The following is an 11,948-nucleotide window of genomic DNA, read 5'->3' on the forward strand; positions in this document are numbered from 1 at the left end:
GTGGGTACGTCACGCCTTCCGGTCGTCAGTCTGGGAGGGTTCTCAGTACGACTTGGCGAAGTACGCCGTCTCCGTCGCGCTCTCGCCACAAATCGCACACGTGTCGTCGATGGGGTCCTCTTCTTCATCGAGAGGAACCATCACGATCTCGGCGGCGATCTCGTCTTTGATCTCGGTCTCACAGCTCTCCTCGCCACACCACGCGGCCTTGACGTAGCCGCCGTGCTGACCGATGGTTCCCAGCAGCTCGTTGCGACTCTCGGCCTCACGGACGTTTTCGTCTAGCTGCTCCTCGGCGGTGGCGTACAGCTTCGCATAGACGGTATCGAGATGGTCGTCGGCCGTTTCAGCGATACTCTCGCGACTCTCGACGACCGATTCGCCGTCCGGCCGATGGACGAGCGTCGCTTCCTCACTTTCGACTTCGTTCGGTCCGACCTCGATGCGCAGAGGAACCCCTTTGAGTTCCCACTCGTTGAACTTGAAGCCGGGATTGCGCCCGTCGCGGTCGTCGAGTTCGACCCGCAGACCGGCCTCGTCGAGGTCCGCCGCGAGGCCGGCGGCGTACTCAAGCACTTCCTCTTGGGTTTCCTCCTGCCAGATGGGCACGACGACGACCTGCTCGGGCGCGAGTGCCGGGGGCAAGACGAGTCCCTGGTCGTCCGAATGGGTCATGACCATCCCGCCGAGTGCACGCCACGACAGTCCCCACGAGGCGGTGTGGGCGACGTGTTCCTGTTCGTCCTCGTCGACGTACGTGACGTCGAACGCCTCGGCGAAGCCATCGCCCAGATAGTGACTCGTCGCCGCCTGCAATGACTTGCCGTCGGGCATCAGCGCCTGTACCGCGGTCGTCGTATCGGCCCCGGGGAACTTGTCGTGTTCGGGCTTGCGCCCCTCCAGAACGGGGACGGCGAGCACCTCCTCGTGGAGGCGGCGGTACTGCTCCAGTCGGAGCATCGTCTCCTCCCACGCGCCCTCCCCGTCGCGGTGGGCGGTGTGGCCCTCCTGCCAGAGGAACTCCTTGGTGCGGAAGAACGGTTTCGTGTCCGTTGCCTCCCACCGGACCACGGAACACCACTGGTTCAGCCGGAGCGGGAGGTCCCGATGGCTCCGAATCCATTGGCTCATGAAGGGCGTGATGATCGACTCGCTCGTGGGTCGGACCGCGAGGCGTTCGTCGAGTTCGTCGTTACCCGCCTGCGTCACCCACGCCACCTCGGGATCGAACCCCTCGACGATGTCCTTTTCGCGTTCGAGGTAGCTCTCGGGGATGAACAGCGGGAAGTAGGCGTTCTGCACTCCGGTCTCTTTGAACCACCCATCCAGATGGTCCTGAATCCCCTCCCAGAGGGCATAGCCCCGGGGGCGGGTGACGATGAACCCGCCCATCGGCGCGTAGTCCGCGAGACCGGCTTTCTGGACGACTTCGGCGTACCACTCGCCGGGGCTGTGCTCCTTCGACTCGGTGATGCCGAGTTCCTGTTGTCGGTCGCTCATAGATAGTGCTGTCAGCGGTGGGTTAAACACGGTGCGATTCGGGCGAACGTCACGGCCGTTCGAGCCGGCGCTTGGTCTCGCGGTGGCGATAGCGAAACATCGGCTCGAAACCGACGTCACCGAACGGTTCGGCGAGGCGACCGAACTCACCACAGGGAAGGCGATACTCCACGCGGTCGCGGAGTATCGTGCCGCCGGCGTCGGCGTAGAAACTGTGGGTGTGGACCCAGCGCTCGAACGGGCCGTCGCGCATCTCGTCGCGGAACAACCCTGCATCGCCGTCGCGCCGGCGCTCGACGATGCGGGAGGTCCAACTCTGTCGTGGGCCGACGCCGAACGGCCGCATCGAGAGGTCGACTTCCGCCCCTTCTTCGAGGACGTCGGGATCGGTCTCGCCGTTCGGACCGCGGGCGGCCTCCACGCGGAGGTTCATGAACCGCGGCGTGACCGCCGTCAGGCCCGTGATTGCCGAATGGAACTCCCAGACGTCCTCGAAGGGCGCGCGCAGGTACGTCTCGCGCTCGTAGGTGGCCATACCTCCATCTGGCTCCGGGCGGGCAAAACTCCCGCGGACCGGGGCGAAAAAGCGGCACGCATATATCCCACGGCTGAGAATCGGCAAGTATGGCCCGGACCTGCAGGAACTGCAAACGAACCTTCGGGAGCGACCTCGAACTCGAACTCCACCGCGACGTCTGCTCGGACGCACAGTTGGTCTGTGAGGTATGCGGCGAGCGCTTCGCCGAGCGGTATGCGACCACCGACGGCTGGCGATATACCTGTGCGAACGACGACTGCGACGGCACAGGGTTGAAAGGGGACCTCCGGCCCGTCAGCGACGTACTCCTCACCCAGTAGCGTCGCGGACGATGCGCCCGATGGCGACGAGCGCCCGCCGACAGACGGGTGCGTACGCCGCCGCAGGCAGCGGGATTTCGAACGCCACCCGACAGTTTTCTCCCCGAGACTCGACCCGGTGACCGGTCGCCGGGACGCCGGCGACGCGCCACGTCCACCGGTAGTCGGCACAGGTGGTGATACGAAAGGGAACCCGCAATCCACTCCGGTCGGGACCGAGAAACGTGCCGGGACCCACGGTTTCGATGTATCCACGCGACCCCGATTGGATGAACCGCTCGGGACAGTCGACGGCCGCTACCGAGGGACCCCACTCCGGCCAGCGAGCGGTGTCGGTCAGTATCGACCAGACGGTCTCGGCGGGGGCGTCGACGGTGCGGGCAACCACGAGTCGGCGGCCGTCGGGCGTGCGTTCGATAGCGACTGTCATGGTCCATTTCGGAGTTCGAGGCGAATATACTGTCGGCGTCGTTCGGCGAGGACGGTTCCGGGCCGAATCCTGCCGATAGCGCCGTCCTCGATGGCAAGGGTGTGACTTTTCCCGGCGGCCGGCGAGTGGCAGACATGGAGTATACGACCCTCGGTGACACGGGGATGGAGGTCAGTCGCATCTGTCTCGGCTGTATGAGTTTCGGCAGTTCGGAGTGGCGTGACTGGGTACTCGAAGAGGAGGCGAGCCACGAAATCATCGAGCGCGCAATCGACCTCGGCATCAACTTCTTCGATACGGCGAACATGTACTCGCTCGGCGAGTCCGAACGCGTGCTCGGCAACGCCTTGGCGGGCTACGACCGCGATTGGCCCGTCGTCGCCACGAAGGTCTATCACCCGATGGACGACGAGAACCCCAACGCCGGCGGTCTCTCTCGAAAGGCCATCGAGCAGGAACTCGATAACAGCCTCGACAGGCTGGGCATGGACACCATCGACCTCTATCAGACCCATCGCTGGGACGACGACACGCCAATCGACGAGACTCTCGGCGCGCTCGACGACGCGGTGCGCCGCGGCAAGGTCCGCTACATCGGCGGCTCGTCGATGTGGGCACACCAGTTCGCCGACGCGCTACACACGAGCCGGATGGAGAGCCTCGAACGGTTCGTAACGATGCAGAACCACTACAATCTCGTCTACCGCGAGGAGGAACGTGAGATGCTGCCGTTCTGTGGGAACGAGGGCATCGGCGTTATGCCGTGGAGTCCGCTCGCGCGCGGCTATCTCACCCGTCCACACGAGGACATCGACGCGACCGACCGCGGTGCGAGCGAGGAACACCTCTACGAGCATCCCTACCGCGCGGACGGCGGCCGGGAAATCAACGAGCGTGTCCAGGAGCTTGCCGACGAGAAGGACGTCACGATGGCCCAAATCTCGCTGTCGTGGCTGCTGCACAAGGAGTGGGTCGATGCGCCCATCGTCGGCACGACGAGCGTCGAGCACCTCGAACAGGCCGTCGCGGCGCTCGACATCTCGCTATCCGACAGCGACATGGAATATCTCGAAGAACCCTACGGGCCAGTGCCCGTCTCCGGTCACGAGTAGGCACGGCCGACCGTCCACGCGATGGGTTCCAGTCGCTTTATCCACCTGTCGACCGTACGAACCGCCGTGAATACCGACCGTGCCACGCTCGCGGCGATGATCTTCGCCGTGCTGTTCGGACAGGTGGCGCTCTATCCGGGCGTCCCGGAACTCGTGGCGGCCCTCGGTGCGGACACGACCCTCGACGCGAGCACGTGGTTTCTCGCGGCCGAATATGCGGGATTCGTGCTCTTCGCGGGCGTCTGGGGTGCGCTGAGCGATGCCGCCGGCCGCCGCGTCCCCTTCATCGTCGTGGGCGCGCTCGGCGGCGTGGCGAGCTACGCGCTCCTGGTCGCGCTCGCGTGGTTCACCGACATCGGTTTCACGGCGATGCTCGCGCTCAGATTCATCGAGGGGAGCTTCACCATCGGGGCGTTTTCACTTTCGATAACGATGCTGATGGATTTGGGGGGCGGACACGGCCGGAACATGGGCGCGGCGGGCATCGCCATCGGCTCGGGGACGGCACTGGGCGCGCCGCTCGGCGGCCAGCTCTCGTCGGTGGGTCCGCTCGTCCCGCTGGTGGTCGCCGCCGGCCTGCTCTGTCTCGTCGCGCTGCTCGCGGCCCGACTGCAAGACCGCGCCGTGGAGAGCCGACGGGGCGGCATCGGGGCGGCGCTCTCGGGACTCGCCGACCGACCGGCGCTCGGGCTTCCCTACCTGTTCGGCTTCGCCGACCGGTTCACGGCGGGCTTTTTCGCGCTCGTCGGCACGCTCTACTTCAGGGAGACGTTCGACCTCGATGCGGGCATGGCGGGTCTCGTGCTCGGACTCTTTTTCGCGCCGTTCGCGCTCGGCCAGTACCCGATGGGGCGGCTGTCGGACCGCATCGGCCGGCTCGTGCCCGTGGTCGCCGGGTCGGTGCTCTACGGCGGCGCGGTGCTCGCGGTCTATCTCGCCCCCACAATCGAGATCGCTGGCGCGACGATGGTTCTGTTGGGCATCGCGGGCGCGCTCGTCGCCCCCGCGACGATGGCGCTCGTGACCGACCTCGCAACCGACCGGGGCACGGCGATGGGTGGGTTCAACGTCTTCGGCAGTCTCGGCTTTCTCGTCGGGACCGTTGGCGGCGGCGCGATTGCCGACAGCCTCGGCTTCGGCGCGGCCTTTCTCGCCGCAGCGCTGCTCGAAGCCGGCGTCGTGGTCGTGACGCTGCCGCTGCTCGTCCGTCTCGATATTCCCCGGACAACGCTCTTCGGCGACCGCGAGTCGGCCTGAATCGGCGTCGCCCCGAGAAGGTTTTCCGTTGGAGACGGTAGTCCTCTCCATGGACGACCCCGAATCGGTGGTGCGGCGGTACTACGACCTCGTCGATGCCGAACGGTACGATGACCTCGTGGCGCTGTTCGCCGAGGACGTGAGCTACGAGCGCCCCGGGCAGGACCCAATCGACGGCCGCGACGCGCTCCGAACCTTCTACGAGGAGGGCCGCCCGCTCGACGAGGGGTCCCACGAGGTACATGACGTCGTTGTCGACGGTGAGACGATAGCGGTCCGGGGCACGTTCAGCGGCCGGCAGGGCGGCGAGCGGGTCGGGTTCGGGTTCGCCGACATCCACGAGTTCGAGGACGGGGCGATTGTGCGGCGCTATTCCTTCACCGACCGCGACGAGGTCTGAGAACGACCGCGCCGACGGGAACCACGATGCCGAGGCCCGGGATCATGGGAGCGTCGCGACAGTACCCACGACTCGGCGGTCGAACGCGAGCGAGGCCGTTGCGAACCTGCGCCGCGACGTGGGTATCGCCGACGGTCTCGCCGAGTTCGGCGTGACCGAGGACCGCATCGACGAACTGGCCGAGCGGACGCTGGGCATGGAGCGGTTGCTCTCGCGAAACGCCCGGCGTATGACTCGCGACGACGTCGAACAGCTCCTCCAGCGGGCGCTCTGAGCGGCGCGAATCGGCGTTCCGGCCCCATACGACGCACGACCCACCAGTCATCCGCCGCCCCGACCGACTGGAATATCCGAGCCGCGACGAATCAACTCTCGACGCAAACAACCCCACTATATCCAATCTGGAGCATTTTATTGTAGATTCTTCCGATAGATTTCCAAAATCCAGAAGTTATAAGTCATTTCGAGATATGGCTGCAAGTGGGTCGAACGCAATGTCACGACAGCAAGAACCACCCGTACCCGAGAACGCACCGCTGCACGAGGGAGAGACGATGACGCCGAGCGAGGCGCTGCTCGAACAGTTCGTCGCCGAGGACGCCGACGTGATGTTCGGCATCGTCGGCTCGGCGTTCATGGACTTCCTCGACATCATGCCGCAGGCGGGCATCCGCTACCTGCCCGTGCGCCACGAACAGAACGCCGCCCACATGGCCGACGGTTACGCCGAAGCGCTCTGTGGCCGCGAACCCGGCATTTGCGTCGCCCAGAACGGTCCCGGCGTCACCAACATGGTCACGGGCATCAAGGCCGCCCAGCTCAACCATTCCCCTGTCATCATGCTCTCGCCGGCAGCCACCACCGGCTCGATTGGCACCGACGGGTTCCAGGAGGCGGACACCATGTCGATCTTCGACGAGTGCGTCGACTGGCAGGGTCGCCTCGAAGACAACAGCCGCATCGCCGAGTACGTTCGGACGGCCTACCGCGAGTCGCTGACCGAGATGGGTCCCACCCAGATCGACTTCGCCCGCGACCAGTTGTATGGGGAGATCGAGACCGATGTCCTTCAGCCGAACCAGTACCGCCAGGAGAGCATCGGCGCGGCCGACGACGACAAGGTGAGCGACGCCGCGGCCATGCTCTCGGAAGCCGACAGCCCGGCCATCATCTCGGGTCTCGGCACCATCTATTCGGACGCCATCGACGAGATCGCCGACCTCGCCGAGGCGTTGAACGCCCCGGTAGCGAATTCGTACCTGCACAACGATAGCTTCCCCATCAGCCATCCGCTTGCCGTGGGCGCGCTCGGCTACGGCGGCTCGAAGGCCGCGATGGAGTCGCTCTCCGAAGCGGACTGCGTGCTCGCCGTGGGCAGCCGCCTCAGTGGCTTCGGTCTCCTGCCCCAGTACGGGATGGACTGGTTCCCCGAGGATGCGGACGTCATCCAGATCGACGCCGACGCCTCCCAGATCGGCCGCACCACCCGCGTCGAACTCGGTCTCGTTGGCGATGCCGCCGAAACCGTTCGCGGTCTCGCCAGTGGTCTCGATGCCTCTGCGGGCGCGGACGAGGGCCGCGTCGAGGAGATCGAACAGGCCTACGCCGACTGGAAGGGCGAACTCGAAGAGATGTCCCAGTCCGACCAAACCCCGATTCACCCCCGGCGCGCGCTCTGGGACGTCGCACAGGCCCTGCCCGAGAACACGATGGTGGCAACGGACATCGGCAACACCTGTTCGATGGCCAACGCCTACCTCGAGTTCGACAACCCAGGTAACTTCCTCGCCGCCGGCACCTACGGCAACTGCGGGTTCGCCTACCCCGCGGCCATCGGCGCGAAGGTCGCCCGGCCCGACGATCCCGCGGTCGCGCTCGTCGGCGACGGCGCGTGGGGCATGCAGTCGCTCAACGAGGTCATGACCGCCGTCCGCGAGGACATTCCGGCCGTCGCGGTCGTGTTCAACAACATGGAGTGGGGTGCCGAAAAGCAGAACCAGTACTGGTTCTACAACGACCGCTTCGTCGGCACCGACCTGCCCGAAAACCCCGACTTCGCCGAAATCGCCCGCGACATGGGTGCACACGGCACGCGCGTCGAACAGCCCGAGAACGTCCGGTCGGCGATGACCGACGCGCTCCAGTCGGGCGAGCCCGCCGTCATCGAGATCATGACCGACGGGACAGAGTTGCTCGAACCGTTCCGCCGCGACGCGCTCGACGACCCCGAGCGTGTCCTCGAAAAGTACCGCCAGCCCGGCGACGCCAACTACGAGGGCTGAACCACACCGGCGGTCACCGACCGTTGCTGATACCAGACACCACCGATGAGCCTCCTTTCACGACTCCGCGAGCAAGCCCGGACGGCGACGCCGCGCATCGTCCTCCCCGAAGCCCACGACGCTCGGGTCCTCGAAGCGGCCGTCAGGGCCGCACGCGACGGCATCGCCGAGCCAGTCTTGCTGGGTCCCGACGCCGAAACCGAGCGACTGTGTGCCGAGCACGGACTGTCGATGGAGCCGCTCACGTTCGTCGAGCGCCCGAACGAGACGGAAATCGAGAAGTACGCTGCCGAATATGCCACGCTACGAGACGTTTCTATATCGGCTGCGAAACGGGTTCTCGATGATGACCTGGTATTTGGGGCGTGGCTCGCGCGCACCGGCGAGGCCGAGGGGTTGGTCGCGGGCGCGACCCATCCGACAGCCGAGGTGGTCGCGACGGCGAACGGTATCGTCGGATTGGACCCGCTGGTCGATACCGCGTCGAGTTACTTCCTGATGGCGTTCGAGGACAGTACTGTCGGCGAGAACGGAGCCCTGCTGTATGCTGACTGCGGGGTAAACATCGACCCTGACGACGAGCAGTTGGCGGACATCGCGCTCGCGACCGCCGCGACCGCCGAGGAGCTCCTCGGCTGGGAGCCGCGAGTCGCCATGCTCTCGTTTTCGACGAAGGGAAGCGCGAGCCACGAGACCGTCGACAAAGTTAGGCGGGCGACCGAAATCGCCCGCGAGCGGATGGACGGGCTCTGCATCGACGGCGAGTTACAGACCGACGCGGCACTCATGCCGAGCGTCGCCAAGCGCAAGAGCGCCGATGGGCTTGTCGAGGGCGATGCGAACGTGCTTATCTTTCCGGATTTGAATGCCGGCAACATCGCCTACAAGCTCACCGAGCGGCTCGCCGGCGCGACGGCACTCGGCCCGGTCTTACAGGGCTACGCCCGGCCGCTGAGCGACCTCTCACGTGGGGCAAGTGCCGACGATATATACGACATCGTCACGATTACCGCCGCCCGCGCCGCAGTGAGCGACCCCTCGGCGAAGGGGACGGTCCTCACACGCGGGCTGTTGGCCCGGCGTGAACAGGAACCGCTACACCCTGAATGAATCTCCGAAATCCATGACAGAGACATCGACACATGTGGACGGCGAGACGTGCACGAACGACCGAGGGCTGCGGGCGACGCTACTCAGCCGCTGGACGGCGCTCGACCGTGGCTGGAAGGCCGCGCTGTTCGGGGTGCTTCTGGTGGCCGTTCAGTTCATACCGGTGGTCCCGCTCTGAGATGGCCATTCGAAGCCACCTCAGCGACACCGTCCCCGGCATCGAGTACGTGCCGGGACTGCTCGCTCTCGGCGCGGTTGCGATTGCCGCCACGGGCGTCGCAGCAGTAGTGGGCATCAACGCACTCATCGTTGCCATCGCCTGTGGCGTACTGCTCGGCAACACGCTCGGAACGCCGGCGGTCGTCGCACCGGGCATCCGTCTGCACAAGCTGCTGCTCGAAACGGGCATCGTCCTGTTGGGTGCGGAGCTGACGTTCGCACAGGTGGTCCGAGCCGGACCGACGATCATCCTCTTGGTGACGTGCACGGTCGCGTTCGGACTGGTCTATCTCGAAACGCTTGCGCGGGTCGTGTTCGGCCTGCGCGAGAAGACGGGGTCGCTGCTCGCGGCGGGGTCGAGCATTTGTGGCGTCTCGGCGGCGGTCGCCGTCGCCGGTACCATCGACGCCGACGAGGAACAGATCGCCTACGCCGCCGCGACGATTTTGCTGTTCGATGCGGTGACCATCGCCGTCTTCCCGGTCGTCGGTGACCTGCTGGGAATGGGGAGCAAGGCCTTCGGCGTCTGGGCCGGACTGAGCATGTTCAGCACGGGACCGGTGGCCGCGGCCGGCTTCGCCCACTCGGCGGTCGCTGGCCAGTGGGCGACCATCACGAAACTCGTTCGCAACGCCTTCATCGGCGTCGTGGCGCTGGCCTATTCGGTCTGGTACGCACGGCGTCGGAGCGACACGGGAGAGTTCGCGGCGACCTCGCGGGTCGGGTATCTCTGGGCGGAGTTCCCGAAGTTCCTCGTTGGCTTTCTCCTCGTGGTGGCAATCGCCAACGTCGGCGTGCTCTCGGGCGCACAGTTGGACTCCATCGGCCGCTTTTCGGACTGGCTGTTTCTACTGGCGTTCGCCGGTCTCGGCTTCGATATCCGGTTGGCCGAGATGCGCGCTACGGGTGTCCGCCCGATTCTGGTCGTTCTCGTCCATCTCGTGACTGTGAGTGCGGTGATGTTCACCCTCGTCTCCGTCGTGTTTTGAGGGCGGTCGATTCGGTCGAACCGCAATCGGCAGCCACGCATTCGGGAGCGACCATCCGAGAGTCGAGGGACTCCGCGGTCCACTTCCGGTCGATTACGCGTTACGTCCGCACTTCGCAGAACAGGTATCGATGCTATCGGTCCGAAGAGGGCTGTCCCGCCTCCTCGATGGTGGTCTCAGTCGTCGTCCGTCTGGAGAGACCGAACAGCACCGCCCCGAGGACGACCCACGCGAGGACGATCATCCACTCGCGCGGCCAGAGCAGCGCCGAGGGCGCGCCGGGCATGTAGAGCGCGATGAAAAACAGCGTCACGGCCATCGCGGCGATGCCGAACGCGTAGCCGCCGGGGAGTTTGAACGGCCGCTCCAGCTCCGGTTCGTTGTACCGAAGCGCCACGAACGACAGCGCGACGGTGAACCACGCGAGCACGATGCCGAACATCACGTCGGCGTTGATTATCGAACTGACGAAGTTCGCGCCGAACCACGGGGCCGCCATCGAGAGCACGCCGATGAGGACGATTGCCCGCGAGGGCGTGTTGTACTCGGGATGGACCGTCGCGAGCGATTCCGGCAGGAGTCCCGAGTCGGCCATCGCGAAGACGACGCGGCTCGCGCCGATGACGAACGCGCTCCAACTGGTGAGCAGCGCGCCGATGCCGACGAGCGTCATCAGCTTGCCCGCGACGGTGCTGCTGAACACCGCGCTCATCGCGGTCGCCGCCGGCACGAGACTGTCGCCGAGTGCGCCCGCCGGCACGGCCTGGCCGGCCGCCCAGATGCTCACGATGTAGAACAACCCAACAGTAGCGACGACGGCGAGCAACACCAGCGCGAGCGAGCGCGAGGACATGTCGGCCTCCTCGGCGGCCTGTGGTATCACGTCGAAACCGACGAACAGCATCGGGACCTGGATGGCGACGGTCGTGATACCGAGGACCGGTGCGCCGCCGAAGGCCGCGTTCGACACCGACGGTCCGACCGTGAGCGCACCCGTCACGAGCGCGATGCCCGAGATACCGACGACCGTGGCGAGGATGAGCTGTACCTGGGCGGTAATCTCCACGCCACGATAGTTCATATAGGTGATGGCGATGATGCCGACGAACCCGACCGCGACCCACGAGCCATAGACCGTCTGGCCTGCGAACGTCCAGAGTTTCAGGACATCGAAGCCCGGGATGAGATACGAGAAACCGATGCCGATGGCGATGGATTGGAAACCGACGACGCCCATGTAGCCGAGCAACAGCGACCAGCTACAGATGAAGGAGACGACCGGCCCGAACGCCCGATGCGTGTAGACGTGTTCGCCGCCCGCGAAGGGCATCGCCGAGACGAGTTCGCCGTAGATGAGCGCGACGAGCAATACCAAGACTCCGCCGATGGCGAAGGCGACCATCGCCCCGTAGGGACCCGCCTCGTCTATCCAGTACCCCATCTGGATGATCCAGCCCCAGCCGACGATTGCGCCGAACCCGATGGCGAACAGCTGCCATCGCGAGAGGACCCGTTCCAGGGACCCATCCGTGGTACTTCTCGACATGCTACCGAAGAACATTCGCAACTACTTCAAAGCTTCGGGAGAGAATTGAAATAAATTTCAACACCAAGGGTTGTCATTGGATATGTACGAACTCCATCGCAATCGACCGATGCGGCCGCCGTGGGTCGTCGCCGAACGTTCATGAACCGTGTGCTTGCGGGATGAATCGACCAGCGTGTTTCACAGTCGACAAGCCTCCGAGGGGCACGAGACAGGACCGCCGACGAATATGCAATAATATGAGG

General features: G+C 65.5%; 13 protein-coding genes. 9 read left to right on the forward strand and 4 right to left on the reverse strand.

Annotated elements, in window-relative coordinates; genetic code table 11:
- Positions 1 to 42: 42 nt before the first annotated feature.
- Positions 43 to 1,500 carry a proline--tRNA ligase gene (proS, locus tag ACQUQO_RS07015; RefSeq protein WP_435077253.1) on the reverse strand — a complete coding sequence of 486 codons (1,458 nt, stop codon included), beginning with the start codon at positions 1,498 to 1,500 and terminating at the stop codon, positions 43 to 45.
- Positions 1,501 to 1,549: 49 nt separating this feature from the next.
- On the reverse strand, positions 1,550 to 2,035 hold the full coding sequence (locus tag ACQUQO_RS07020) for an SRPBCC family protein (RefSeq protein WP_435077254.1): 486 nt from the start codon (positions 2,033 to 2,035) through the stop codon (positions 1,550 to 1,552).
- Positions 2,036 to 2,124: 89 nt separating this feature from the next.
- On the opposite strand from ACQUQO_RS07020, the gene ACQUQO_RS07025 reads away from it, so the two are divergent.
- Positions 2,125 to 2,358 carry a transcriptional regulator gene (locus ACQUQO_RS07025; protein WP_435077255.1) on the forward strand — a complete coding sequence of 78 codons (234 nt, stop codon included), beginning with the start codon at positions 2,125 to 2,127 and terminating at the stop codon, positions 2,356 to 2,358.
- Here ACQUQO_RS07025 and ACQUQO_RS07030 read toward each other — a convergent pair.
- The gene (locus ACQUQO_RS07030; RefSeq protein WP_435077256.1) at positions 2,348 to 2,788 is read right to left on the reverse strand and encodes an SRPBCC family protein; all 441 of its coding nucleotides are present in this window, start codon (positions 2,786 to 2,788) and stop codon (positions 2,348 to 2,350) included. The genes ACQUQO_RS07025 and ACQUQO_RS07030 overlap by 11 nt on opposite strands.
- Positions 2,789 to 2,922: 134 nt before the next feature.
- Between ACQUQO_RS07030 and ACQUQO_RS07035 the strand changes: the two genes are divergently transcribed.
- From ACQUQO_RS07035 to ACQUQO_RS07070, 8 genes are all read left to right on the forward strand, one after another.
- Positions 2,923 to 3,900, forward strand: coding sequence for an aldo/keto reductase (locus ACQUQO_RS07035; protein WP_435077257.1), 978 nt, complete (start codon positions 2,923 to 2,925; stop codon positions 3,898 to 3,900).
- 66 nt (positions 3,901 to 3,966) lie between these two features.
- On the forward strand, positions 3,967 to 5,157 hold the full coding sequence (locus tag ACQUQO_RS07040; protein WP_435077258.1) for an MFS transporter: 1,191 nt from the start codon (positions 3,967 to 3,969) through the stop codon (positions 5,155 to 5,157).
- 49 nt (positions 5,158 to 5,206) lie between these two features.
- Positions 5,207 to 5,557: a nuclear transport factor 2 family protein gene (locus ACQUQO_RS07045; protein WP_435077259.1), complete on the forward strand. Its 351-nt coding sequence runs from the start codon at positions 5,207 to 5,209 to the stop codon at positions 5,555 to 5,557.
- Complete coding sequence (locus ACQUQO_RS07050; protein ID WP_435077260.1) at positions 5,517 to 5,831, forward strand: hypothetical protein; 315 nt, start codon at positions 5,517 to 5,519, stop codon at positions 5,829 to 5,831. Before ACQUQO_RS07045 ends, ACQUQO_RS07050 begins: the two co-directional genes overlap by 41 nt.
- Before the next feature lie 220 nt (positions 5,832 to 6,051).
- A complete protein-coding gene (gene xsc / locus ACQUQO_RS07055) occupies positions 6,052 to 7,839 on the forward strand; it encodes a sulfoacetaldehyde acetyltransferase (RefSeq protein ID WP_435077261.1) in 1,788 nt (595 codons plus the stop codon).
- Between the two features lie 45 nt (positions 7,840 to 7,884).
- The gene (gene pta, locus ACQUQO_RS07060; RefSeq protein ID WP_435077262.1) at positions 7,885 to 8,949 is read left to right on the forward strand and encodes a phosphate acetyltransferase; all 1,065 of its coding nucleotides are present in this window, start codon (positions 7,885 to 7,887) and stop codon (positions 8,947 to 8,949) included.
- Between the two features lie 13 nt (positions 8,950 to 8,962).
- Complete coding sequence (locus tag ACQUQO_RS07065; RefSeq protein ID WP_435077263.1) at positions 8,963 to 9,127, forward strand: hypothetical protein; 165 nt, start codon at positions 8,963 to 8,965, stop codon at positions 9,125 to 9,127.
- 1 nt (position 9,128) lies between these two features.
- Entirely contained in the window at positions 9,129 to 10,157 is a 1,029-nt protein-coding gene (locus ACQUQO_RS07070) for a YeiH family protein (protein WP_435077264.1), read from the forward strand.
- 133 nt (positions 10,158 to 10,290) lie between these two features.
- Here the strand turns inward: ACQUQO_RS07070 and ACQUQO_RS07075 are convergent, their stop codons facing one another.
- Positions 10,291 to 11,703, reverse strand: a complete 1,413-nt coding sequence (locus ACQUQO_RS07075) for an APC family permease (protein ID WP_435077265.1) — start codon at positions 11,701 to 11,703, stop codon at positions 10,291 to 10,293.
- Positions 11,704 to 11,948: the final 245 nt, after the last annotated feature.

The organism is Halococcus sp. AFM35 (assembly GCF_051195015.1).
Taxonomy (GTDB): Archaea; Halobacteriota; Halobacteria; order Halobacteriales; family Halococcaceae; genus Halococcus.

What these genes read in the sequence shown, in the direction of transcription:
- ACQUQO_RS07075 (WP_435077265.1), bottom strand. Translation starts at nt 11,703, where the DNA reads ATGTCGAGAAGTACCACGGATGGGTCCCTGGAACGGGTCCTCTCGCGA.
- pta (WP_435077262.1), top strand. Translation starts at nt 7,885, where the DNA reads ATGAGCCTCCTTTCACGACTCCGCGAGCAAGCCCGGACGGCGACGCCG.
- proS (WP_435077253.1), bottom strand. Translation starts at nt 1,500, where the DNA reads ATGAGCGACCGACAACAGGAACTCGGCATCACCGAGTCGAAGGAGCAC.
- ACQUQO_RS07035 (WP_435077257.1), top strand. Translation starts at nt 2,923, where the DNA reads ATGGAGTATACGACCCTCGGTGACACGGGGATGGAGGTCAGTCGCATC.
- ACQUQO_RS07070 (WP_435077264.1), top strand. Translation starts at nt 9,129, where the DNA reads ATGGCCATTCGAAGCCACCTCAGCGACACCGTCCCCGGCATCGAGTAC.
- ACQUQO_RS07065 (WP_435077263.1), top strand. Translation starts at nt 8,963, where the DNA reads ATGACAGAGACATCGACACATGTGGACGGCGAGACGTGCACGAACGAC.
- xsc (WP_435077261.1), top strand. Translation starts at nt 6,052, where the DNA reads ATGTCACGACAGCAAGAACCACCCGTACCCGAGAACGCACCGCTGCAC.
- ACQUQO_RS07025 (WP_435077255.1), top strand. Translation starts at nt 2,125, where the DNA reads ATGGCCCGGACCTGCAGGAACTGCAAACGAACCTTCGGGAGCGACCTC.
- ACQUQO_RS07020 (WP_435077254.1), bottom strand. Translation starts at nt 2,035, where the DNA reads ATGGCCACCTACGAGCGCGAGACGTACCTGCGCGCGCCCTTCGAGGAC.
- ACQUQO_RS07045 (WP_435077259.1), top strand. Translation starts at nt 5,207, where the DNA reads ATGGACGACCCCGAATCGGTGGTGCGGCGGTACTACGACCTCGTCGAT.
- ACQUQO_RS07030 (WP_435077256.1), bottom strand. Translation starts at nt 2,788, where the DNA reads ATGACAGTCGCTATCGAACGCACGCCCGACGGCCGCCGACTCGTGGTT.